The organism is Parabacteroides sp. TM07-1AC (genome assembly GCF_003480915.1).
GTDB classification, from domain to species: domain Bacteria; phylum Bacteroidota; class Bacteroidia; order Bacteroidales; family Tannerellaceae; genus Parabacteroides; species Parabacteroides chongii.
Genome location: NZ_QUKD01000001.1, coordinates 133,392 through 155,926, shown reverse-complemented (window position 1 = coordinate 155,926; position 22,535 = coordinate 133,392). Strand labels below are relative to the sequence as shown.

At 44.4% G+C, this 22,535-nt stretch carries 17 protein-coding genes and 1 pseudogene; 6 read left to right on the top strand and 12 right to left on the bottom strand.

The features are described 5' to 3' along the window. Positions 1-39: 39 nt before the first annotated feature. The 10 genes and pseudogenes from DXD68_RS00670 to DXD68_RS00625 all read right to left on the bottom strand — a co-directional run. Positions 40-561: a DUF6913 domain-containing protein gene (locus DXD68_RS00670; RefSeq protein ID WP_122359841.1), complete on the bottom strand. Its 522-nt coding sequence runs from the start codon at positions 559-561 to the stop codon at positions 40-42. Next, positions 558-2,552 carry an NAD-dependent DNA ligase LigA gene (ligA, locus tag DXD68_RS00665; protein WP_122359840.1) on the bottom strand — a complete coding sequence of 665 codons (1,995 nt, stop codon included), beginning with the start codon at positions 2,550-2,552 and terminating at the stop codon, positions 558-560. The genes DXD68_RS00670 and ligA overlap by 4 nt, the downstream gene beginning before the upstream one ends. A gap of 89 nt (positions 2,553-2,641) precedes the next feature. Next, the gene (locus DXD68_RS00660) at positions 2,642-3,601 is read right to left on the bottom strand and encodes a PCMD domain-containing protein (protein ID WP_122359839.1); all 960 of its coding nucleotides are present in this window, start codon (positions 3,599-3,601) and stop codon (positions 2,642-2,644) included. A 47-nt stretch (positions 3,602-3,648) separates the two neighbouring features. Next, entirely contained in the window at positions 3,649-4,752 is a 1,104-nt protein-coding gene (locus DXD68_RS00655; RefSeq protein ID WP_122359838.1) for a sulfotransferase family protein, read from the bottom strand. A gap of 3 nt (positions 4,753-4,755) precedes the next feature. Beyond that, on the bottom strand, positions 4,756-6,219 hold the full coding sequence (gene cysN, locus DXD68_RS00650) for a sulfate adenylyltransferase subunit CysN (protein ID WP_122359837.1): 1,464 nt from the start codon (positions 6,217-6,219) through the stop codon (positions 4,756-4,758). A 9-nt stretch (positions 6,220-6,228) separates the two neighbouring features. Further along, positions 6,229-7,140, bottom strand: a complete 912-nt coding sequence (gene cysD, locus DXD68_RS00645; RefSeq protein WP_199715384.1) for a sulfate adenylyltransferase subunit CysD — start codon at positions 7,138-7,140, stop codon at positions 6,229-6,231. A 15-nt stretch (positions 7,141-7,155) separates the two neighbouring features. Further along, positions 7,156-7,761, bottom strand: a complete 606-nt coding sequence (cysC, locus tag DXD68_RS00640; RefSeq protein WP_122359836.1) for an adenylyl-sulfate kinase — start codon at positions 7,759-7,761, stop codon at positions 7,156-7,158. Between the two features lie 50 nt (positions 7,762-7,811). Then, positions 7,812-9,365, bottom strand: coding sequence for an SLC13 family permease (locus tag DXD68_RS00635; protein ID WP_122359835.1), 1,554 nt, complete (start codon positions 9,363-9,365; stop codon positions 7,812-7,814). Positions 9,366-9,470: 105 nt separating this feature from the next. Continuing rightward, entirely contained in the window at positions 9,471-10,295 is an 825-nt protein-coding gene (cysQ, locus tag DXD68_RS00630) for a 3'(2'),5'-bisphosphate nucleotidase CysQ (protein WP_122359834.1), read from the bottom strand. Between the two features lie 106 nt (positions 10,296-10,401). Then, positions 10,402-10,572: pseudogene (locus DXD68_RS00625) on the bottom strand (ferredoxin); the annotation flags it as partial. A 586-nt stretch (positions 10,573-11,158) separates the two neighbouring features. Here DXD68_RS00625 and DXD68_RS00620 point away from each other — a divergent pair. Together DXD68_RS00620 and DXD68_RS00615 are read left to right on the top strand one after the other, a co-directional pair. Beyond that, entirely contained in the window at positions 11,159-12,355 is a 1,197-nt protein-coding gene (locus DXD68_RS00620; RefSeq protein ID WP_122359833.1) for a DUF4272 domain-containing protein, read from the top strand. A 35-nt stretch (positions 12,356-12,390) separates the two neighbouring features. Continuing rightward, a complete protein-coding gene (locus DXD68_RS00615) occupies positions 12,391-13,452 on the top strand; it encodes a Gfo/Idh/MocA family oxidoreductase (protein WP_122360479.1) in 1,062 nt (353 codons plus the stop codon). Between the two features lie 100 nt (positions 13,453-13,552). On the opposite strand, the gene DXD68_RS00610 is transcribed toward DXD68_RS00615, so the two are convergent. Further along, positions 13,553-14,287, bottom strand: coding sequence for a class I SAM-dependent methyltransferase (locus DXD68_RS00610; RefSeq protein ID WP_122359832.1), 735 nt, complete (start codon positions 14,285-14,287; stop codon positions 13,553-13,555). 241 nt (positions 14,288-14,528) lie between these two features. Here DXD68_RS00610 and glyA point away from each other — a divergent pair, with 241 nt between their 5' ends. Next, entirely contained in the window at positions 14,529-15,809 is a 1,281-nt protein-coding gene (glyA, locus tag DXD68_RS00605; RefSeq protein WP_122359831.1) for a serine hydroxymethyltransferase, read from the top strand. 71 nt (positions 15,810-15,880) lie between these two features. Beyond that, entirely contained in the window at positions 15,881-18,229 is a 2,349-nt protein-coding gene (locus DXD68_RS00600) for a family 20 glycosylhydrolase (protein WP_122359830.1), read from the top strand. Between the two features lie 66 nt (positions 18,230-18,295). Here the strand turns inward: DXD68_RS00600 and DXD68_RS00595 are convergent, their stop codons facing one another. Continuing rightward, positions 18,296-20,764 carry an alpha-L-arabinofuranosidase C-terminal domain-containing protein gene (locus DXD68_RS00595; RefSeq protein ID WP_122359829.1) on the bottom strand — a complete coding sequence of 823 codons (2,469 nt, stop codon included), beginning with the start codon at positions 20,762-20,764 and terminating at the stop codon, positions 18,296-18,298. A 192-nt stretch (positions 20,765-20,956) separates the two neighbouring features. On the opposite strand from DXD68_RS00595, the gene DXD68_RS00590 reads away from it, so the two are divergent. Both DXD68_RS00590 and DXD68_RS00585 read left to right on the top strand, forming a co-directional pair. Further along, the gene (locus tag DXD68_RS00590; RefSeq protein ID WP_122352696.1) at positions 20,957-21,322 is read left to right on the top strand and encodes a PleD family two-component system response regulator; all 366 of its coding nucleotides are present in this window, start codon (positions 20,957-20,959) and stop codon (positions 21,320-21,322) included. Between the two features lie 35 nt (positions 21,323-21,357). Continuing rightward, positions 21,358-22,530, top strand: coding sequence for a sugar transferase (locus DXD68_RS00585; protein ID WP_122359828.1), 1,173 nt, complete (start codon positions 21,358-21,360; stop codon positions 22,528-22,530). The last annotated feature ends 5 nt before the right edge of the window (positions 22,531-22,535 follow it).

Sequence of the window (22,535 nt, the reverse complement as noted above, 5' to 3'; positions counted from 1 at the left end):
TTTTTTGTTATTTAGCACTGCAAAAATAACGAAATTATATCATTTGGAGCGGATTGTTTGCAAATAAAATAAGATATGTCCGAATATATGCTTTATATCAGCGTTTTCTGTCACAGAAATAGTAAGATCGTACAAATCGAGCTCACTACTCCTTGCCCCGACTTTAAAAGTACCGGGATGCTTCAGCAATAAGTATTGCATGACATAATTACCTCCACGTGTAAGGTCGATAAGTATATCGGCGTCACAGGCACAGAACTTTTTCAGTATCGCATCCTGGGGTATATACCACATATCCAAATCCGTCTTAGCGTGTACAACCATGTAGGACGGATTCACTTCAGGAACCGTATCGCCGGATACATACGTACAAACATTGATATTCTTATGCATCATACGCAATGTTTCAAGACAAGGCTCGACAACGCTGCTATCCCCGGCATCGAACAAAACCAGAATATGGCGGGCATCCTTCAACGTACAGAAATGACTCTGACGCTTCCCGGCCTGTCCAGCCAGTTCCTTTACTTTTTTACGGATAAAATGGTTCGTCAATCTCATTCTGCCAACATATTTAAGAATTCATCCTCGTTGATAATCTTTACTCCCAGCTTAGCTGCCTTTTCCAGTTTCGCCGGCCCCATATTATCCCCGGCAAGGATATAATCCGTTTTACCGGAAACAGAACCACTGTTCTTTCCGCCATGCTGTTCGATCATAGCTTTATATTCGTCGCGCGAATGCTGAGAGAAGGTTCCACTGATCACGATCGTCAGTCCCTTCAATTTGTCAGAACGGTTCGCCAGGACTTCTTCCGCCACAGCCATCTGTAATCCGGCCACTTGTAGGCGGGCAACCAATATACGATTGTCTTCATCGGCAAAATAATCGACCACACTGCGTGCGATACGTTCACCGATCTCGTCCACCTCCGTCAGTGCCTCCAACGAAGCATCCTTCAATTGCTCCATCGAATGAAAAGCTGAAGCCAGACGTTTAGCCACCGTCTCACCGACATAACGAATGCCCAATCCAAACAATACACGTTCAAAAGGAACCTGTTTGGATTCTTCCAGGCTTGCCATCAAATTACGGGCACTCTTCTCCGCCCAACGTTCCAGGCTCAACAGGTCTTCCGTCTTCAGTGTATACAAGTCTGCAACATTCCTGACCAGACCTGCTTCAAACAGGTCCTCTACTGTCTCGGGGCCCATATTTATATTCATCGCCCGACGAGTAACGAAATGTTCGATACGCCCTTTTATCTGCGGAGGACAGCCGGATTCGTTCGGACAGTAGTGCGCCGCTTCCCCTTCGGGGCGATACAAAAGCGTACCGCATTCCGGACAAGTCTTGATGAAAGTGACCTTCGCACCCAGTAACATCGAACGGGAATCGACATCGACCCCCACGATCTTCGGGATGATCTCCCCTCCTTTTTCCACGTATACATTATCGCCCAGATGCAAATCCAGTCCTTCTATGATATCCGCATTATGCAAAGAAGCTCGTTTCACGGTCGTTCCGGCAAGCAATACAGGCTCCAGGTTGGCAACCGGCGTAACCGCCCCTGTTCGTCCTACCTGGAAAGAGACAAAATTCAGACGGGTTACCGCCCGCTCTGCCTGAAATTTATAAGCGATCGCCCAGCGCGGACTCTTAGCTGTGAAGCCCAGGTTCTTCTGCTGGCGAAGTGAGTTTACTTTCAGTACGATACCGTCCGTTGCTACCGGCAGGTTCTTCCGTTCCACATCCCAATAAGCGATATAGTCGAAGATATCCTGCAAGCTGTTACATTTACGGATCACATCCGGTATTTTGAATCCCCAGGTACGGGCAATTTGCAAGTTCTCATAATGCCCGTCGGCAGGGAGGTTCTCACCCAGCAAATAATAGAAATAGGCATCCAGCTTACGTGAAGCCACGATAGCCGGATTCTGCTGTTTCAATGTACCGGAAGCGGCATTACGCGGGTTGGCGAAGAGTGGTTCTTCCTGTTCTTCACGCTCCTTATTCAGGCGGTCGAACTCCGCCCACGGAAGTAATATCTCTCCACGAAGTTCAAAGTTAGCCGGATAATTATCCCCGCGTAACTTCAAAGGGACCGAACGGATCGTCTTTACATTTGCCGTCACATCATCCCCCCGGGTTCCATCACCACGGGTAACGGCACGAACCAGGCGTCCGTCTTCATAGATCAGAGAGATGGAAGTACCATCATATTTCAGTTCGGCAACAATCTCAAAAGGCTCGTTCAAAGCACGTTCTGTCCGCTCATAGAAATCACGTATCTCTTCTTCAGAATAGGTGTTCCCCAAAGAAAGCATCGGATATTGGTGTATGACCTGCTCGAATTCTTTCGACAAGTCGCTTCCTACCCGTTGCGTAGGTGAATGCGGATCGGCAAATTCAGGATGGGCTTCCTCCAATGCCTGTAATTCTTTCATCTTCTCATCAAACTCACGGTCTGATATAGTCGGTGCGGAGAGTACATAATAATTGTAATTATGTTGCTCCAGCTCATCACGAAGTGCTTTAATCTTTGCCTCCATATTTAAAAAGTTGACAGTTGACAGTTGACAGTTGACAGATAAGACCAGTTCTTAAAACTGTCAACCGTCACTTGTCAACTGTCAACTGATTAATATATTAGTTTTACATTATCAATCCAAAACGTATTGCCCGGAGAACCGATATAGGCACCACCGTGGCTGGAAGTGAACTGCAGAACCATATGAGTAGGTTCTTCATCTTCTTCCGCCCAGCCGATCTCCTGAATCGGGACACTTTTCCCCTGACTGTTCATCGTATAACGTTCTTCAACCTGTATGCGCATGTACGGTTCGAAATCAGGATGGGAAGAGATATTTCCATACATGATCGGATAAGTGGCATCGTTCACCCAGCCGTCTGTCGACGAGATATAACGCTGCACCATGGTTCCGACACGTTTGGCATATACATTTCCTTCCTTATCTTCCCAGCGTTTCTGCAAAAACAGAATGGCTGCAATAGAATCCTGCCCCGCCACTTTCGACTTACGGCTGAATCCCGTACTACGGATACGATCCTTTTCCGGTGCCGACTTGACCTTGTAGTCAAAACGGATCGCTTTCGGCTTTTTCGTAAAAGGAACGCCACTGTTCAACATGCTCTGCGGGTTCTTTGTCCCTTTGATCGGCTCATGTACCGTACCTAGAAAAACAGAACCGGCTGCAACAACTTCGATATCGACCAGGCCGAGCACTTTCACACTTTCCATACGTGTCTCCAGACGAGCACACCAGCCGTCGTCCCTCTTTTCAGGGAAAACAGAAGTGTTCGTCTTTACTACTCCGGCTACTTTCGCCATCACATTGGAGTTTGCCCAAGGTGAGCCTCCCTTGTTATGATAAGCGATATTACCGACGATCGTATCTGTCGGTCCCAGTTCGTAAAGGTGTTTTTTGTTACCTCCGATGATCCCGGATTCCTGGATCTCACGGACAACCCATTGATCCATATCGCCAAACGCAAAAGGGACTACCTTTTCTTGTCCGGCCATCGTGGATAGCTGACTGCCCGCAAACAAAAATAATAATATATTCTTTATAGGACTCATACCGTTACCTTCTTTTTAATTGTCAATTGTTAATTATCAATTGACAATTATAATGAATACCCCCACTCTTTCAGAGCCATTCCCCAGTTCTCTTCCACGATCTTCACCGTACGGTCGTCGTATTTGTACTGGTTCTTCTTATATCCCTTCTTCTTACCCAGATATTTTCCGATTTCGTCCTTAGACGCTTCAAAACCCGGCAGGTTTAATTTACGGTAAATATCTTCGGTCATGGCATAAGCATCCTGTTCGAAATCCTCGAATTTGACTTCTACCAGGTTACCTTCAGGGATCAGCCCTTTCTGTTCTTCAAATTTGTAGAACAAGCGGCGGTATACTTCGATAAGATTGCTTTCAATCTGTTCATTAGTGATATCCTGCAAACGAAGCGGCTGTATCGTATTTGTAAAGAAACTGCGTGTACTTTCAAATACGGTATAAGGATTGCGCTTCAAATAAATAAATTTGGCATTCGGAAACATCTCCAGCAACGTCTTTACACGTCCGGTATGCGGCGGGTTCTTACTCAGGAACTGTGAACCGTGCGTATTCCAGAGCGAGATCTTGACAAGTTTCAGGAATGTTTCCTTGAATATTTTCAATTCTTCTTCCGTAGCATTGTCAAACAAGAGGTAGCGGTCGCAATACTCCAGCATATGCTTTGGGAAAAACCAGAAATTATAATACGTATACGGCATCATATTCGCCAGAGCAAACTCCTCTTCCTGCGGAAGGTCGACCTTCAACTCCATATTGTCGGTCGGGCGTTTGTCGGGCATCAAGAATGACATATTCTTCTTGAAGAAAGGTTGCCCCCAAAGCATCAGATTTGGAAATACCGTCTGATAGGTGGTATTGTAGCCGAAATGCTTGTCACACGAAAATACGTTGTGTACAAATGTCGTACCGCTACGCCAATGGCCCAGGATGAATACCGGGTCCATTTCCAGCGGCTTGTCCGCGATCTTACGATAACGGGCATCCTCAAAAGGTTGCAGTAAACTAAGCAGACGGCATACCGATTTTGTCAGATAATACTTGTTGCGAAAACCTTTGTCGATCGTTTTATCGGCTGTCACAGCCTTGAACGTTTTCCAGTCCGCACCAACCAGCGTATTGATTGGCAATTTATCAAATTCCAGCAACCCCATACATTATTTCTTTTCAGTTATACATTTCACAGGAACACCCTGGCGCTCCAATTCTTTACATATCGTACGAATCGCACCGTAATGCTCTTCACCTATTCCGAGTTCAGGCAGGTTCAGCACTGCCAGTGCATCTTCCGTTACCATATCTTTCGCATCCACCCGGTCGATGATCATTCCGACAGCCGACGTGTTATTGGTGATCGGGTCGATCAGGATGAATGCACCTGTCTGTTTATTCTTTTGGTAAGGGTCGAAGAACAAGGGTTTTCCGGTAGTGAATACAACGCGGGCAATCTCATTCAGTTTCATCGGCAAATTGTCAATTGTCAATTGTCCATTATCAATTGATAACTGCTCCATCGTATTGACATTTACCTTATAACGGATACTGTCTACACGCGCACGCGTCAGGTTTGTCGTATGTTTGATATAAAACTGTTTGGACATATCCATCGCTTCTTCATCCATCCATACGAGCATGGCTTCGAAGTTACGGTCTTCCATCGGCAGATTGTCCGGATGTACCAGCATCTCGCCGCGGGACACGTCTATCTCGTCTTCCAGGGTAATGGTCACGCACTGGGGCGGGAATGCATAATCCAGTTCTCCGTCATATGTCACAATGCTTTTTACTTTGGAGGTCTTGCGTGAAGGCAAAGCCATTACCGTATCACCTTTACGGATGATGCCGCTGGATACTTTACCACAGAAGCCACGGAAGTCCAAGTTCGGGCGCAATACGTACTGCACCGGATAACGGAAATCCTCAAAGTTGCGATCCTGGTCGATAGGCACTGTTTCCAGGAAATCCAGCAATGAAGGACCATCGTACCACGGGGTACGGTCGCTCTTGTCCACGACATTATCACCGTCCAGAGCGGAAAGCGGGATATAAGTGATATCCGGAATATTCAGTGAAGAGACAAATTCTTTATAATCGGATACGATCTTATCAAATATCTGTTTGTCGAAATCAACCAGGTCCATTTTGTTTACTGCCAGCACGACATGCTTGATACCCAACAGCGACACCAGGTATGTATGGCGACGTGTCTGTGTGATCACACCGGTACGGGCATCCACCAGGATAATAGCCAGGTTGGCAGTCGAACCGCCGGTGATCATGTTGCGGGTATATTGTTCATGTCCCGGAGTATCGGCAATGATAAACTTACGGTTGTTTGTACTGAAATAACGGTAAGCCACATCGATCGTGATACCCTGTTCGCGTTCCGCTTTCAGACCATCCAGCAATAAAGCATAATCGATATGATCGCCGGCATTTCCCATACGTTTGCTGTCACGTTCAAGTGCATCCAGCTGATCTTCGTACAACTTTTTACTGTCAAACAGCAGACGTCCGATCAAAGTCGATTTACCGTCGTCTACCGAACCTGCCGTCAGGAAACGAAGCAAATCCTTCTGCTCGTCCCTGTCCAGGAATTCTTTTATATTTAATGTTGCCATAATTTCAAATTAAAAATATCCTTCTCTTTTCTTTTGTTCCATGCTGGCATCCTGGTCGAAGTCGATCACACGGGTCGTGCGTTCGCTCTTAGTGGTTGTCATCATCTCTTCCACGATCTTCTCAATCGTATCGGCTTCGCTATCCACAGCACCTGTCAGCGGCCAGCAGCCCAATGTACGGAAACGTACCATACGCATCTTGATCTGATCGCGATACTGTTCCGGCAGACGGTCGTCGTCAGCCATAATCAGATTGCCGTCAAGCTCGACGATAGGACGTTCTTTGGCATAATACAACGGAACGATCGGAATATTTTCGAGACGGATATATTGCCAGATATCCAGTTCGGTCCAGTTAGAAAGCGGGAATACGCGGATACTTTCCCCTTTATGTACGCGGGCGTTGTAGATATCCCACAACTCCGGACGCTGGTTCTTAGGGTCCCACTGGTGGAACTTGTCACGGAAAGAGTAGATACGTTCTTTCGCACGGCTCTTTTCTTCGTCACGACGGGCACCACCGAAAGCGGCATCGAACTTGTATTTGTCGAGGGCATGTAATAAAGCCTGTGTCTTCATCAAGTCGGTATGCACTTTACTTCCATGCGTAAAAGGCCCGACACCAGCGTGAAAGGCCTCCATATTGGACTCGACGATCAGGTTCCAGCCGAACTTTTTCGCGTATTCATCACGGAACTGTACCATCTCCTTGAACTTCCATTTGGAGTCGATATGCATCAAAGGAAACGGCACTTTTCCCGGAGCAAAGGCTTTCTCTGCCAACCGGACCATCACCGACGAATCTTTACCGATAGAATAAAGCATCACAGGATTCTCAAATTCAGCAGCAACCTCCCGTATGATATGGATGGATTCTGCTTCCAACTCCTGTAGATGGCTTAATTTGTAATCTGACATAATTATATTTGTTATTATTTATATTTTTACTTTGGGTAATATCAACCCCAACAACCTATTGACGGACTCTTCCAGGCTCAACACCGATGTATCCAACGATAATGCCGGATGCTCCGGAGCTTCAAACGGGGCCGAAACGCCTGTAAAGTCTTTGATCTCTCCCTTACGAGCTTTTGCATACAATCCTTTCACATCGCGTCGTTCACATTCTTCGATCGGTGTGTTTACATAGATTTCCAGGAAATTTTCTTTTCCGATAATAGACGAAGCCATCTCCCTCAACTCGTTGTTCGGACTGATAAAAGCCGCTATGGTTATAACACCGGTATCGATAAATAGTTTGCTTACCTCTGCGATGCGGCGGATATTCTCGACACGGTCTGCCGGTGAGAATCCTAAATTATTATTGATACCGCTGCGGATATTATCTCCGTCCAAAATACGGCATAACAAGCCACGCTGATGCAACTCACGCTCCAACGCTATGGCAATCGTACTTTTACCCGAACCGCTAAGCCCGGTAAACCATACCATCACACTCCGTTGTTTCAATAAAGTTTCCTTATCTTCCCGTCCCATCATTCGGTCGAAAATCGGATAAATGTTATTTTGTTTTTCTTCCATGTTAATTGTCCATCTTAATTGTCAATTGTCAATTATCCATTGTCAATTCATTAGAATTTCCAGATCATTGGTATTACGAACACAGATATCAGGAATGTGATCAGGTTCAACGGCAATCCGATGCGGACAAAGTCGGTGAACTTATAACTACCGATACCCTGCACGATCAGATTGGTCTGATAACCGATCGGCGAACTGAAACTGGCCGATGCAGCCATACAGATCACTACAAAGAAAGGGGTCGGATTGACTCCCAGCTGGGTAGCGACCGACAGTGCGATCGGAAAACTCAAAGCAGCTGCCGCATTGTTCGTAATCAGTTCTGTGAATATATTCGTAATGATAAAGATAATGGCAAGTAAAGCATAAGGTCCGAAGTTATCCGCCATGCTGATAATATAGCTGGCAACCAACGATGCAAAGCCGGAATTCTCCATCGCTTTACTGATGGCAAAAGCGCAGGCAATGGTGATCAGTATATCCCACGAGATGTATTTCGTATACTTTTTAGGTGGGAATATCTTTGTCCAGGCCATAACGATCGTGGTGATACAAACAAAGAAGAACATATCCAACCTCATATTCGGAATAGCTTCCTTCACTGCAGGCAACTCACCGATTGTCGCGCCGACGATCATAAAGATCAGCAAGCCTAAAGCCAGCCAGCGTTTCTTTTTCGATACCGGCTCCGTATTCTCGCTACCGTTTGCCAGCATCAGGAAGACACTCGATTCTCCCCAGGTAGGTATAAACGTATCGTCTGCCCATAAAACCAATGTATCTCCTTCGTGCAAGGTTACTTTATCGAGATCGTGGGTAAAGCGTTCTCCCCCACTTTTTACCTCTTTCACAATTGCACCGTAATGGCGGGTAAAGTTAAATTCTCCCAATGTTTTATTAATACCCGGAAAGCGGGAACCTAACACAGCTTCCACACGATGCAGGTTACCCGGGCTGCCTTCCTCTTCTTCATCCACATGATTATCCTGGCGGGAATCGGGTAATAACTTATTGGAAAAAGCAAACAGGTATAATATACCGGCTATAGCAATAAAAATTCCGACTTTTCCCAGTTCAAACATGGTAAAGCCCTCATAACCGGCGTCTATCACCATGCCATGAACAACCAGGTTGGTAGATGTTCCGATCAACGTACAAATACCTCCCAATATGGTTACATAAGAAAGAGGAATAAGGAATTTTGTTGCCGGAAGTTTTACAGACTCCGCCCACCGCTTAATGATCGGGGCGAAAATAACGACAACAGGCGTATTATTAAGAAACGCAGACACGAATGCTATAGGAGGAAGCATACGGACCTGCGCTTTCAGAACAGTTGTTTTACCTTCCGGAAGAAGTTTTTTGATCAGCTGCCCCAAGGCCCCGCTCTGGCGAACCCCTTCACTCACCAGAAAGAGCATGGCAACCGTTATCATTCCTTTATTACTGAACCCCTCCAGCATCTCTTTAGGAGTCAATATACCAGCAACAAGGAATAATACTACAACGGAAAGTAGTATCATTCCCGGTCGCATCCTGTCCCATATTAACGCAGCCACCATTCCGGCCAGGGCCAGCAATACAAATAATATTTCGTAGTTCATACGTACCTAATCTGTCTAAATTTCTCAGATAAGGTGCAAATGTAATAAGAAAATTAACGTTATTCGTACCTAAAAGTTCTATTTTAGTCCTTTTGACCAAAATAATCAGCAAATGGAAGAAAGGGCTTTAACTATAAACCACGGGTTGTGCAAATCTTCCTTATTGTATTTCAAAGGCGTTCGGCCATCTATATGAAATACATCACATCCCGCGCCTCTGGCTATAGCATGACCGGCTGCCGTATCCCATTCCATCGTCGGAGCGAAACGGGGATAAATATCCGCACTTCCTTCCGCTACCAGACATATTTTCAGACTGCTGCCGCTACTGATCAACGTAACAGGCTGTCCTTGTTTCCGCAGATTTTCGATAAAATCCGTCGTCTCCGAGCTCTGATGTGAACGGGAGGCAACAACGACAACTCCCTGATGTGCCATGGAAACAGGCAGACGATTGGCCTTTTGCATGATCTCATCCATAGAGGGCTGATGATCACAATCCGCAACCAGTTTATATGCGCCCAACGAATCAGCAGAGAAATACAATTCTTTGCGTACCGGAACGTAAATAACACCCAAAACGGGTACCCCCTTCTGGATCAAAGCAATATTCACAGTAAACTCACCGTTTTTCTTTATAAATTCCTTGGTACCATCCAACGGATCAACCAGCCAGAATGTCTCCCAAGAAGAACGTTCGGCATAAGGAATATCTTTTCCTTCCTCACTCAATATCGGATACGGGGTTACGGAAAGAACATTCACGATCAGTTTATGAGCGGCTTTGTCTGCTTTTGTCAACGGAGAATTATCAGCTTTACGTTCAATTTCAAAATCAGATGCAGGGTCTGTATAAATATCCATGATAGCTTTCCCGGCATCTATCGCTGCCCGGATAGCAATGTAAAGATAGTTCGAATAGTTCATCATCACTCATATCTATTAAGTTTGTAATAATACAAATATAATGTTTTTTTCGAACAAAGCATTTAAGAAAGCTATTTTATTTCAAACGCTACAAACTATTCACGTATTCTCAGGCATCCAGCAGGACCAAATTGTATTTCTGGCTACCGACACCTATTGCCTCTGCATGCTCAAGGGTATGGATACCGTGTCGCGACTCCATCCGTTCGATCAAGTGCTTGCGTCCTTCGTCCGGCGAGTTATATACCATATCCACACAGGCTTTATCCAATGCGACCGGGTATCTGTATTCCTACTTTTAACTTGTACCTATATTACATATATTTTTACCCAAATCACTGTTTTACTCTAATTCTTCGAATAACACAATAAACATCTATAAACCAGCGTTTAATACATCAAGAAAGTAATTATTAACTTTAAACATATAAGGAATCCTAACGCAAGATAATAGATATACTCTTGATTATTTTTGCCGGCAAATAGTTAAAGAGTAAACCTCTTTCAAAAATAAACAACAAAAGGGACAACCCTTTTTATTACTAACTATAAACCGAGTCAACCCTTTTTATTGATTAGACAGAAAGTAGTCAACTAAAATCGTTAAACTACACCTTGAAAGTGTTTCATTGGGTAGAAACAAGTGTTTCACTTAGGAGAAACAACTGTTTCATTGGGTAGAAACAAGTGTTTCACTTAGGAGAAACAACTGTTTCATTATAATGAAACAATAAATTCACCCCATCTCTACCACCCGATAAACTTAAATAAAGACACAATAGCAACACTACAAAATACCTTTATTTTATTATTTTTGTACAAGAGAATCATCATCCGGCTATCAAACGGATATAAACAACAAAATAATGGAAAAAGCAAACATCACGTTATACACAGTAATCGGCAATCCGGACCGTATCGTAACCTCTATCCGGGATCGGTTCAAAGAGATGACAAAAGAGCTTACATCAGAAAACGGAGCTATCATCCTGACACTTGCAGACGACTCTAACATCGCTTTCAACATCAGCCATCAAAAGGATAAACCGGACTTTATCGCATCGCATACAGCCGGCATGGCCAACTATTTCGCTTCCGCCCAGACACCATTGGTCGAACTGAAAGAAAATGTGATGCGTCAAATCCGCGTATTCAACTGTATAACAGGTATTATATTCGAAGTCGATGATAACGAAGACCGGACGAACTATATCATCAATTGCCTTTTCGCCGTCGCCAACGATGTGAACGGCTTCCTGCTCTATCCTAGCATGCAGATATATACGAAAGAGGGGAAACTACTGTTCTCTATCCAGGGCGAAAGCCAACTGACGGAGTTTATCCCGATCGGCAACGCAGACCTGTTGGATGCAAACCGCCCGGAAGAGGCTCCGGCTGATGTGGAAAGACGTTTACGTTCTATAGCACTCCTTGAAGCAAGAAATATTCCTTATATGGAACATTTACACAGCGAGGCGCTGGAAAGCGAAGTTAAACTGAGAAGCCGCGAAGAAATGGTGAAACGGGCGGCGGCATTATTCGCCGTTGCGGTTTATTCGGAAGTGATGTTATCGGAAGACTCCGACCGGGAAGCAGCACGCTCCTATTTTAATAAAATGGATGAATTATACGGAGTAAAATCATATATTACACCCCATGAAGCAGCATATATCAATAACCCGGAACCGGAAGAGCAAGAATGTATACAGTTTGGATGGCGATATGAATGTTGTGGCGTACTGCTTTGGGCGGCTGGTGTGGTAGACGATCTGTCTTATCCTTCCACTATCATCGACGTCCCCGTCCTTGCTGCCATCTTCTGGCAACATAAAGGTATCAAAGATCTACTTTCCAAGGGATTTGCACGCCCCGAAACTGAAATCCTGGATGCCGCCGATATGACATTACGTTATGATTGGGCTTGCGTGGATGCACGTATTCATGGAAAAGAAGCGCCTGCCTCACTCGACGGAGGAGTCGTCATGGAACGTCATTATGCTTTCAACTGGATCATCGGAGCTAATAACGGAGCCGATTGGGATCATATTCAACCGAATACATAAGAAACAAGATTCTAATAATGCATAAAGAAACAACTATGGATAAGATAAAAACCGGATTAGCAGCCTACGGAATGTCAGGACAAGTTTTTCATGCGCCGTTTATCAGCACGAACCCCCACTTTGATTTAACGGCTATCACAGAACGCAGCAAAAACCTGGCAAAAGAGCGTTATCCCGAAACACATATTGCCCGCAGTTTTGATGAGTTGCTCGACATGAACGACCTGGAACTGATCGTTGTCAACACTCCCGACAGCTCCCATTACGACTATGCCCGTCGCGCACTCGAAGCCGGCAAGCATGTGATCGTTGAAAAGCCATTTACACAAACTGTAGAAGAGGCGAACGAGTTGGTAACCCTTGCTACAGAAAAAGGTCTGACATTAAGCGTCTACCAAAACAGACGCTGGGACAGCGATTTTCTAACGGTTAAGGATATCTTGGATAAAAAATTAACGGGTAGATTGGTTGAGTTCGAATCGACCTTTCCCCGTTTCCGTAATTTCATCAAACAAGGGACCTGGAAGGAAACAGGCGAAGCCGGAGGCGGAATAACTTACAATCTGGGAGCACATCTGATAGATCAAGCGGTACAGTTATTTGGTATGCCGGAAGCCGTCTTTGCCGATATTGCAGTTTTACGTGACAACGGGTTGGTCGATGATTATTTCATTATTCATTTATTAAGGCCGTCAAAAGCACCGGACGTGAGAATTACCTTAAAAGCCAGCTACCTGATGTGCGAACGGGAGCCGCGGTTCACGCTGCACGGGACAGACGGATCATTCGTCAAATATGGCCTCGACAGACAGGAAGCCGACCTGACAAACGGTCTAATGCCTGATACGCCGCATTGGGGAGAAGAAGATCCCGAAATCTGGGGATTGTTGCATACAGAAAAGAACGGCCTGAATATACAGGAGAGATATCCGAGTATTCCGGGTAATTACGGCGCCTTTTACGAGAACATTTACCAGCATATCCGTAAGGAAGAGACACTACTAAGTGATGCCCGTGGAGTGATAAATGTAATACGCCTGATCGAGGCTGCCTGGGAAAGCAGCCGATCAGGGAATGTTTTAAATTTGAACCCGTAACAAAAACGCGCCTTGCTCTTATCAGTTTTTTTACATAACGGATGGCACAACAGTACTATCCGTTATATATAGTTACACCATCCGAATGATATTTTCTATGCTACTTCTTTACCGCCGACACCAACAACATCATCGGTCTGCGCAACTCGTCACGCATCCCTGGAATTGTATTCAACAGATCCGCATCCGGCTCCGGCTCAATTAATCCGGTAATCTCAAAGCCGGCCTTTATTAAACCATTTACATAGGTTGTCAATGTCTTATGGTATTTCACGACATCTTCACCCAAAAAGACAGCATTCCGCTTTCCTTCTGTAAAATAACGATCTACGGGCCAATGAAGGATTTTACCCTCCTGATCATACTGCCAATCCTGTGTGCCGTACGCTGTAAAAACAGGATGCTCGACAGAAAAAACAAACGAACCTCCTTGTGATAAACACCTGTGAACATCGCGACAAATCGTATCAAATGATTCCAGATAATGAAATGTCAACGAACTGATAACCACATCAAACGTATCAGGATCATAATCAAAATCTTCCACTGCCATGCATTTATATTCGATTAAAGGAGAAGCATTCCTTTTCCGTGCTTCTTCCAGCATCTTTTCCGAAATATCAATACCTATAACCGAAATAGCTCCATGTTCCACCGCATAAAGACAATGCCAACCGAATCCGCATCCCAGATCGAGCACCCGTTTACCCTGAAAGTCCGGCAGCATCTTCTTCAGCACATGCCACTCTCCTGCCCCCTTCAACCCACTTACAGAGCGCGACATCTGACTGTATTGACTAAAGAACTTCTCATTATCATACTTATTCTCTTTCATAACTTAAAATGTATTATCATATACAAAACAAATAATCCCCTGTAAGGGAACGGTCAAAAATAGAGAAATTATCTGGAAAACGATCCTCAATCCCATAAATATAACTTGCTCATTATTTCTAGATTATAATTATATTTTGATAACAATTTAGCTATATATACAGATATTTATCGTAAATTTGCAACGATTCTCTCTAAAATAGCAAGTAGAGAGCTCATTGCAATAACCAATTTTACATGTAATGAAACAAGACAAGATCATTTTCGACATCATTGAGAAAGAACATCAGCGCCAATTGAAAGGAATCGAGCTGATTGCTTCTGAAAACTTTGTGAGCGACCAGGTGATGCAAGCCATGGGTAGCTGTCTGACCAACAAATACGCCGAAGGTTATCCCGGCAAGCGCTATTATGGAGGTTGTGAGGTAGTAGACCAAAGCGAGACGATTGCTATCGAACGGTTGAAACAAATCTTCAATGCCGAATGGGCAAACGTTCAACCTCATTCAGGAGCACAGGCTAATGCTGCTGTATTCCTGGCAGTTCTTAATCCTGGGGACACATTCCTCGGCTTAAATCTGGCTCACGGCGGCCACCTTTCCCATGGTTCTCCAGTAAATAGTTCAGGTATCTTATATAGAGCAACAGAATATAACGTAAAAGAAGAAACAGGGCGTGTCGACTACGACCAGATGGAAGAAGTGGCACTTCGCGAAAAACCGAAACTGATCGTCGGTGGCGGTTCTGCTTATTCACGTGAATGGGATTACAAACGTATGCGCGAAATCGCTGATAAAGCAGGCGCTTTGCTGATGATCGACATGGCTCACCCGGCCGGTTTGATCGCTGCCGGCTTGCTGAACAACCCGTTGGAATATGCTCACATCGTAACCTCTACGACACATAAGACATTGCGTGGTCCGCGTGGCGGTATCATTCTTCTGGGTAAAGATTTCGAAAACCCATGGGGAAAGAAAACTCCCAAAGGCGAGATCAAGAAAATGTCTCAACTATTGGATTCCGCGGTATTCCCGGGTATCCAGGGAGGTCCGCTGGAACATGTGATTGCTGCTAAAGCCGTTGCTTTCGGTGAAGCACTGGAGCCGGAATACAAAACTTATCAGGCTCAGGTAAAAGCCAACGCTGCTGCAATGGCAAAGGCATTCATCGACAAGGGATATAAGATTATTTCAGATGGTACCGACAACCACAGCATGCTGATCGACCTGCGCAAGAAGTTCCCTGAACTGACAGGTAAAGTAGCAGAAAAAGCATTGGTTGCTGCAGATATCACTGTAAACAAGAACATGGTTCCGTTTGACAGCCGTTCTGCTTTCCAGACTTCAGGTATCCGCGTTGGTACTCCAGCTATCACGACTCGTGGTGCCAAGGAGCCGTTAATGACTGAAATTGTAGAATTGATCGACACAGTTCTTTCTGCACCGGAGTGTGATAAAACAATCACTGCTGTTCGCGAAAAAGTAAACAGCATCATGAAAGAATATCCTATCTTCGCATGGTAAAACACAATGTATAGGAGTTGCGTTCACTCGCACTCCTATACATTATATTATATATAAACTTATTCTTGAACATGAAGAAGCTCATTTCAATGTGTGCCGGCGCAGCACTTTGTATACTTGCGTCATGCAGTGAAGGGCCAACCAAACAGATGCCTTACAACCAAGGTATCAACGTTATTCCGACACCTGTAAGTCTGACCCAAAATGAAGGGGTCTTTAAAGTCGGTAAAAATATGGCATTCCAGGCTTCCACTCCGGAGGCTAAAGTTATTGCCGAGTATTTTGCATCGAAGATCAACCAGGCAACAGGCTACAAGACGACTGTTGGCGACCAGGCTGTTTCCAACGGAATCTCGCTCGTTCTCGACGATGCGTTAGACGTGAATAACGAAGGCTATACACTGGATGTCACCACTGACGGCGTAACTGTAAAAGCCAAAACTCCACAGGGGTTATTCTACGGTATGCAGACTTTCATGCAGTTATTACCTGCAGAGATCGAAAGTCCGGCTGTCGTAAACGGTATCGCATGGACCACTCCGTGTGTTACGGTAAAAGATGAACCGCGTTTTGCTTATCGCGGCTTCATGCTGGATCCTTGCCGTCATTTCATACCGGTTGAAAACGTAAAGAAACAGATCGACGTGTTGTCTTTGTTCAAAGTCAACACTATGCACTGGCATCTGACTGACGACCAGGGCTGGCGTGTCGAAATCAAAAAATATCCGAAGCTGACTGAGATCGGTGCAAAACGTATCGAAGGCGAAGGTACTGAATATAGCGGCTTCTATACACAGGATGAGATCAAGGATGTTGTGAAATACGCGGCTGACCGTTTCATTACCGTTATTCCGGAACTGGAACTCCCGGGACATGAAATGGCCGCTATCGCAGCTTATCCCGAATTGTCCTGCAAAGGAGAACAAGGTACTCCGCGTATCATTTGGGGTGTTGAAGACATCGTGATGTGTGCCGGAAAAGAAGAACCATTCAAGTTCCTGGAAGACGTGATCGACGAACTGGCTCCGATGTTCCCCAGCGAATACTTCCATATCGGAGGCGACGAATGTCCGAAAATCAGCTGGAAAGCCTGCCCGACTTGTCAAAAACGTATCCAGGCGGAAGGTCTGAAAGCAACGAAAGAACATAGTGCAGAAGAACGTCTGCAGAGCTACTTCGTACAACGGATGGAAAAATACCTGGCAGAAAAACATGGTAAAAAGATCATCGGCTGGGATGAAATCCTGGAAGGCGGCCTTGCCCCTTCGGCAACTGTCATGTCATGGCGTGGTGAAGCCGGAGGTATTGCTGCAGCTAACATGGGACATGATGTGATCATGACTCCGGGAAGTGCAGGTATGTATCTCGACCAATACCAAGGCGATGCCAAGATCGAACCGGTAACCATCGGCGGATATGCTACAATCGAAAAAGTATATAATTATAATCCGGTTCCCGATACATTGGTAAAAACAGGCAAAGCTCAGCATATCAAAGGCGTTCAATGCAACAACTGGTCTGAGTACATGTATAATACGGATTTGATGGAATACCGCATGTATCCTCGTATGCTTGCTTTATCTGAAATCGGATGGAGCCCGCTCAACCGCAAAGACTATAAAGATTTCGAACGCAGACTGGACAATGCACTGGTTCGCCTGGACGAACACAACATCAACTATCACATCCCGCAGCCGGAACAGCCAAAAGGTTCTGTCAACTTCGTGGCATTCACCGATAAGGCTTCTCTCGAATTTACAACCAGCCGCCCTGTCAAGGTGGTTTACACCATCGACGGAACAGAACCGACTCCGGAATCAACAGTCTACTCTGCCCCTATCGAATTTACCGAATCAGGCGTATTGAAAATCCGCTCCGTATTGCCATCCAACAAAATGAGCAAGACACGTACTATCACTGTAGAAAAGCAGGCTTTGGCTCCGGCTAAGGAAGTCGCCAAGACTACTCCGGGTCTGGAAATGCAGGTAACCGACGGTATGTATCTCGAATCATCCAAACTGGCAGAAGTAAAGGATTGGAAGAAATCAACCATCAAAGACTTGCGCGAAATCAGAAGCGTTGTGGAAAGCAGCGAATCGATGAGAGGTGTTAAGCACTATGCCGCTGTTGCTACCGGTTATGTAAACATTCCGGAAGACGGCGTATATTATCTCTCTTCCGACAACGAAGAAGTATGGATCGACGGTAAACTGTTGGTCAACAATGGCGGTGAAGTAAAACGTTTCTCACGTCACGACACCTCTGTAGCCCTGGCAGCCGGCTTGCACGAAATCAAGGTAGTATTCCTCAGCCACATCATCGGCGGATGGCCTTCTATCTGGAACGACGGCAGCGTAAAATTACGCAAAGCCGATGCTGAGAAATTCACTCGCATCACTCCGGAAATGCTGGTTCATTAAACCATTTATGACATGATAAAAAAGCCCCGGTCCATTGCGGTCCGGGGCTTTTTATTAGGTGGCTTATCAATCTATTTTCAACTTCATTATCGTGATTGAATTAGGTGGAAAGGAATAGACCACCGGTCCTCCCAATGAGAAAGAGACATTTTTAGAGACCGGGATAATTCGGTTCGGAGCTTCAAATGTATTACGATCCGAAGGATCGCCGCTTAACTGAAGAATCTCTGCATCATTCTTTACACTACCACCTTTTATATTCAATTCTGTCTTCTCTTCATGCTGCGTCGTATTGACAACCTTCAGTATGATCGTTTCTGCTTCTTTATCCAATGTCGCTACGGATACAAGCGAAGGCAACGGAGGCAAAACGACTTCGTGCAGCAGAACATCATCCACAAAACAACTCACTGTCTCATCCTTGCAAACGATCTTCACATCATACCAGCGGTTGCTCTCAAAGGAATAGGCTTTTGGAGAACGCAGCGTGTCTTTAACTGCGCCTGAAGAACGATAGAACTCACAGGCTCCCGGAGTTATGGAAACGGCAATATGGTCATTCGCTTCACCCTCTTTTCCATTATCACGAACACGCAGCTGAACCGGCCCGCTTCCTTTGCTTCTCCTTAGTTTCACAGAAAACGTATAATCATGTGCAGCAGAATCTCCCATCAGAACATTATTCCAACGATTGGCATCAGGTGTCAAAGTCCCGTTGTTGACTTTCCAACCTCCGGTCCTGACCATCGCTTCCGTCACCGGCCGGCCGTCGATTCGTACATCATCGAAGTCATAACTATTATCAAACAAATCGATGCCGGCATATCCGAACGTCACCTGAGGTTTGCTGTACGTCTCAATTTCTGTTTTCAACAAGTCATCCCCCCGGTTATCTGCCAGCAACTTCAACATATAATAAGACGGCGATCCTATGGCACTGTTATTATTAAAGGAAATGGCGGGATATCGCTGGAAATCGTAATTCACATTTCCCAGCACAGGTGCATAAGCCAGATGCTTAACGACCTCCGGACTGTTTTCCACTCCCAGGAGAAAACAAGCCTCTCCTATAGCCGCCCGCAATGTACCCTGCAAAGAAGCATCTCCCATACTGAACTCACCGATAAAAACTGCCGGAAATCTTCTTAGATATTGCCCGGTCTCATACCTGTCATGGTTGGCGATCAGAAAATCTTCACCGGAGTAGAAATGATAATCGGTCCATTCAGTCCGGTTCTTCCCTGCAATAAAAGAGCTTTTGATCACCGTGATTTCCGGATAAGTTTCATTGATCGCTTTTTTAAACAGGTCAAAACGTTTGGAATATTCCTGCCCGTAGTTTTCACTGCCGATCTCTATATATTTCAGATTGAATGGTTCCGGATGCCCGTTCTTTGCACGCATGGCACCGAATGTCGAATCGGCAGGCTGGTTTGCATAGGCTATGGCTTCCAATGCATCCTGTACCAATTTATTCATCGCAGTAATATCCTCATAACGCGGTCGCCTGCTTTGACTGGTTACCCCACTGTTTATCACATAGAGCGGTTCGGCTTTCAGATCCTCACACATCTGCAGGTATTCATGATATCCCATACCATTCGTTGAACCGTATCCCCAAACATTCCAAAAATTCTTGCGTGTGGAGTTATCGCCTATAGTCTCATGCCAAATCGGATAAGTCCCTGCTGTATATCCTTCAACAAAACTGCCTCCCGGAAAGCGAACGAACTGAGGATTCAGTGCAGAAATCATCTCCATCAGATCCGAACGTAAACCATTGGGTCTTTCCTTCCATGTTTTTAGAGGAAATAAAGAAACCATATCCGTCCAAAAGACAATAGATGTATCGGCAGTAATTGCCAAAACGGCATTATCCGTACTCTCCGAAGCAGTGAAGGTGTATTTATATTTTCTCCATTCATAGATCGGAGATACTTTAAAAATATCACTCAACGGTTCTCCTGCCACAGAATCTCCGATAAATATACTTACTGTTTTAGGAATCATCGAACCACCTTTCAGAAATAAAGACAGTTCATATTTTTCTCCTTTGCGTATGGAGAGTCCGTTATAACCGGTAGCAGCAACACCTCCTCTTCCTGTCTCTGAAGAGGCCGAGACAGAAACCAGTAAGGAACGCTTGTTTTTATCATTGATCAACTCCTGCCCGTCAGGCCAAATACTTGTGTTTGATGAGATTTTTCGCCATCCGGGCACTGAATCGGGACGAATAAAGGGGATCGTCCATCCGTTTGGAGTACTTAAAACATTCCGTTTTGCGTCGTACGGACAGTTTAAAGGAGGCACTCCTTCCTCAAAACTGCGGTTTTGTATCATTTCCGCATAGAGTCCGCCATCGATAGCATGATTTATCTCTTCTATTGTCACTCCGTACAACTTTTGATTAACCGGGACAGAAAAGCCTTCCAAATCAATGGTAATTGAAGATGTAACAGGCATTTCCGGTTGGCATCCGGAGAACAACAAAACAAGTATAGCACTTATATTCAATATCTTAAATGGTATATTCATTTCTTTGTTTATCAATTCAATATAACGACTAAATTTCGCTTTGCAAACTTAAAGAATAATTTCCATATATATCATTCTTTGAGAAAAAGACTATTCTCCATTAAAAACCTTTGATTTTTATACTCTTTATTAAATAATTATTTTAATTTTGTGCATTAAAGCATACAAAACAGCACTAGTATAATAAAAAACATGAAACAGTCAATTCTATTGGTTGATGATAAGCCGGAGATAGCGAAAATCATAATGCTATATTTGTCTTCGTTGTATGAAGTCACATATAAAGAAAATCCGATAAAAGCTATTGCATGGCTTAATGAAGGCAATATCCCTGACGGAGTTATCTCCGACCTGAATATGCCGGAGATGAGCGGAGAAGAATTTTTGTGTTATTTGAAGGCCAACGAGCTTTTCAATCACATTCCGGTACTGATCCTGTCAAGCGTTGAAAGCAGTGCAAACAGAATCCGTCTTTTTGAAGAGGGAGCAGAAGACTTTATTCTGAAACCTTTTAATCCTGAAGAACTGAGAGTAAGGGTTAAAAGACTTTTGAGATAAGTAATTAAACGCTAGGGTAAATAACAACAATTTGTATGGAATATATCTTTTGGGGGAATAATATTCCTTTAGCAGCTCATCTACGAGAGACTTTGCAATGTAAAGTCTCCGAATGTATCACCTTTCAGCAGATAATATCCAAACTATCTCACATTAAGGATATTGATTTTTGCATATTCTTAGAAAGGAACAATATAGAAACCGATATACCTACAATAGCCCAGCTTCACAAACAGTACCCTGGCCTATACATTATATTAATAAGCGAGAGATTAAGCAAAGAAGAAAAAATACCTTACCTAAGGTCCGGTGTTGACTGCATGATTTCTCAAAAGACATCAAAAGAGGATTTGCAAAAATTACTGACTGTTGTCATTGATTACAAAGAGAAGGAAAAATTAGAAAAAGAGAATCCAATAGCATCTTTGGCTGAATTCAAATTACCTTTATGGAAACGGACATTTGACATTCTAGCTTCAGGAACAGCGATCCTTTGCTTATCTCCTTTATTGCTCATAACAGCTTTAGCCATCCGGGCTGAGAGTAATGGAAAAATTGTATATAAATCGAAACGTGTAGGCAGCAATTACAGGATTTTCGATTTTTATAAGTTTCGTTCCATGTATTCGGATGCTGATAAGCGACTGTCAGAATATAAGAAGCTAAACCAATATACGAAAGAAACAACGGAAGAAGAGTCTGTAAACTCTTCTTCCGTTTCTGAGGTTCCTCAGAAAACGATTATCGCAACTAACGGTACTCAGGATATTCTTCTGTTTTCTGATAACCTGAGTACATCTGAAAATGACTATCTGAAAACAAAACGTACAGAACGCTCCAATGCATTTTTCAAACTGGAGAACGATCCCCGCATTACACGTGTCGGCCACTTCATACGGAAATATAGTATTGATGAACTACCGCAACTTTTCAACATTCTGAAAGGTGACATGTCAGTTGTAGGCAACCGTCCTCTCCCACTCTATGAAGCAGAATTACTTACAAGTGATGAATATGTCCAACGTTTCATGGCCCCTGCCGGATTAACCGGATTATGGCAAGTCGAAAAGCGCGGCGATGCCGGAAAAATGTCAGCAGAAGAACGAAAACAACTGGATATCAAGTACGCAAAAGAATTCTCTTTTCGTATGGATATAAAGATCATTTTCAAAACATTTACCGCTTTCATTCAGAAAGAGAATGTATAAAAATC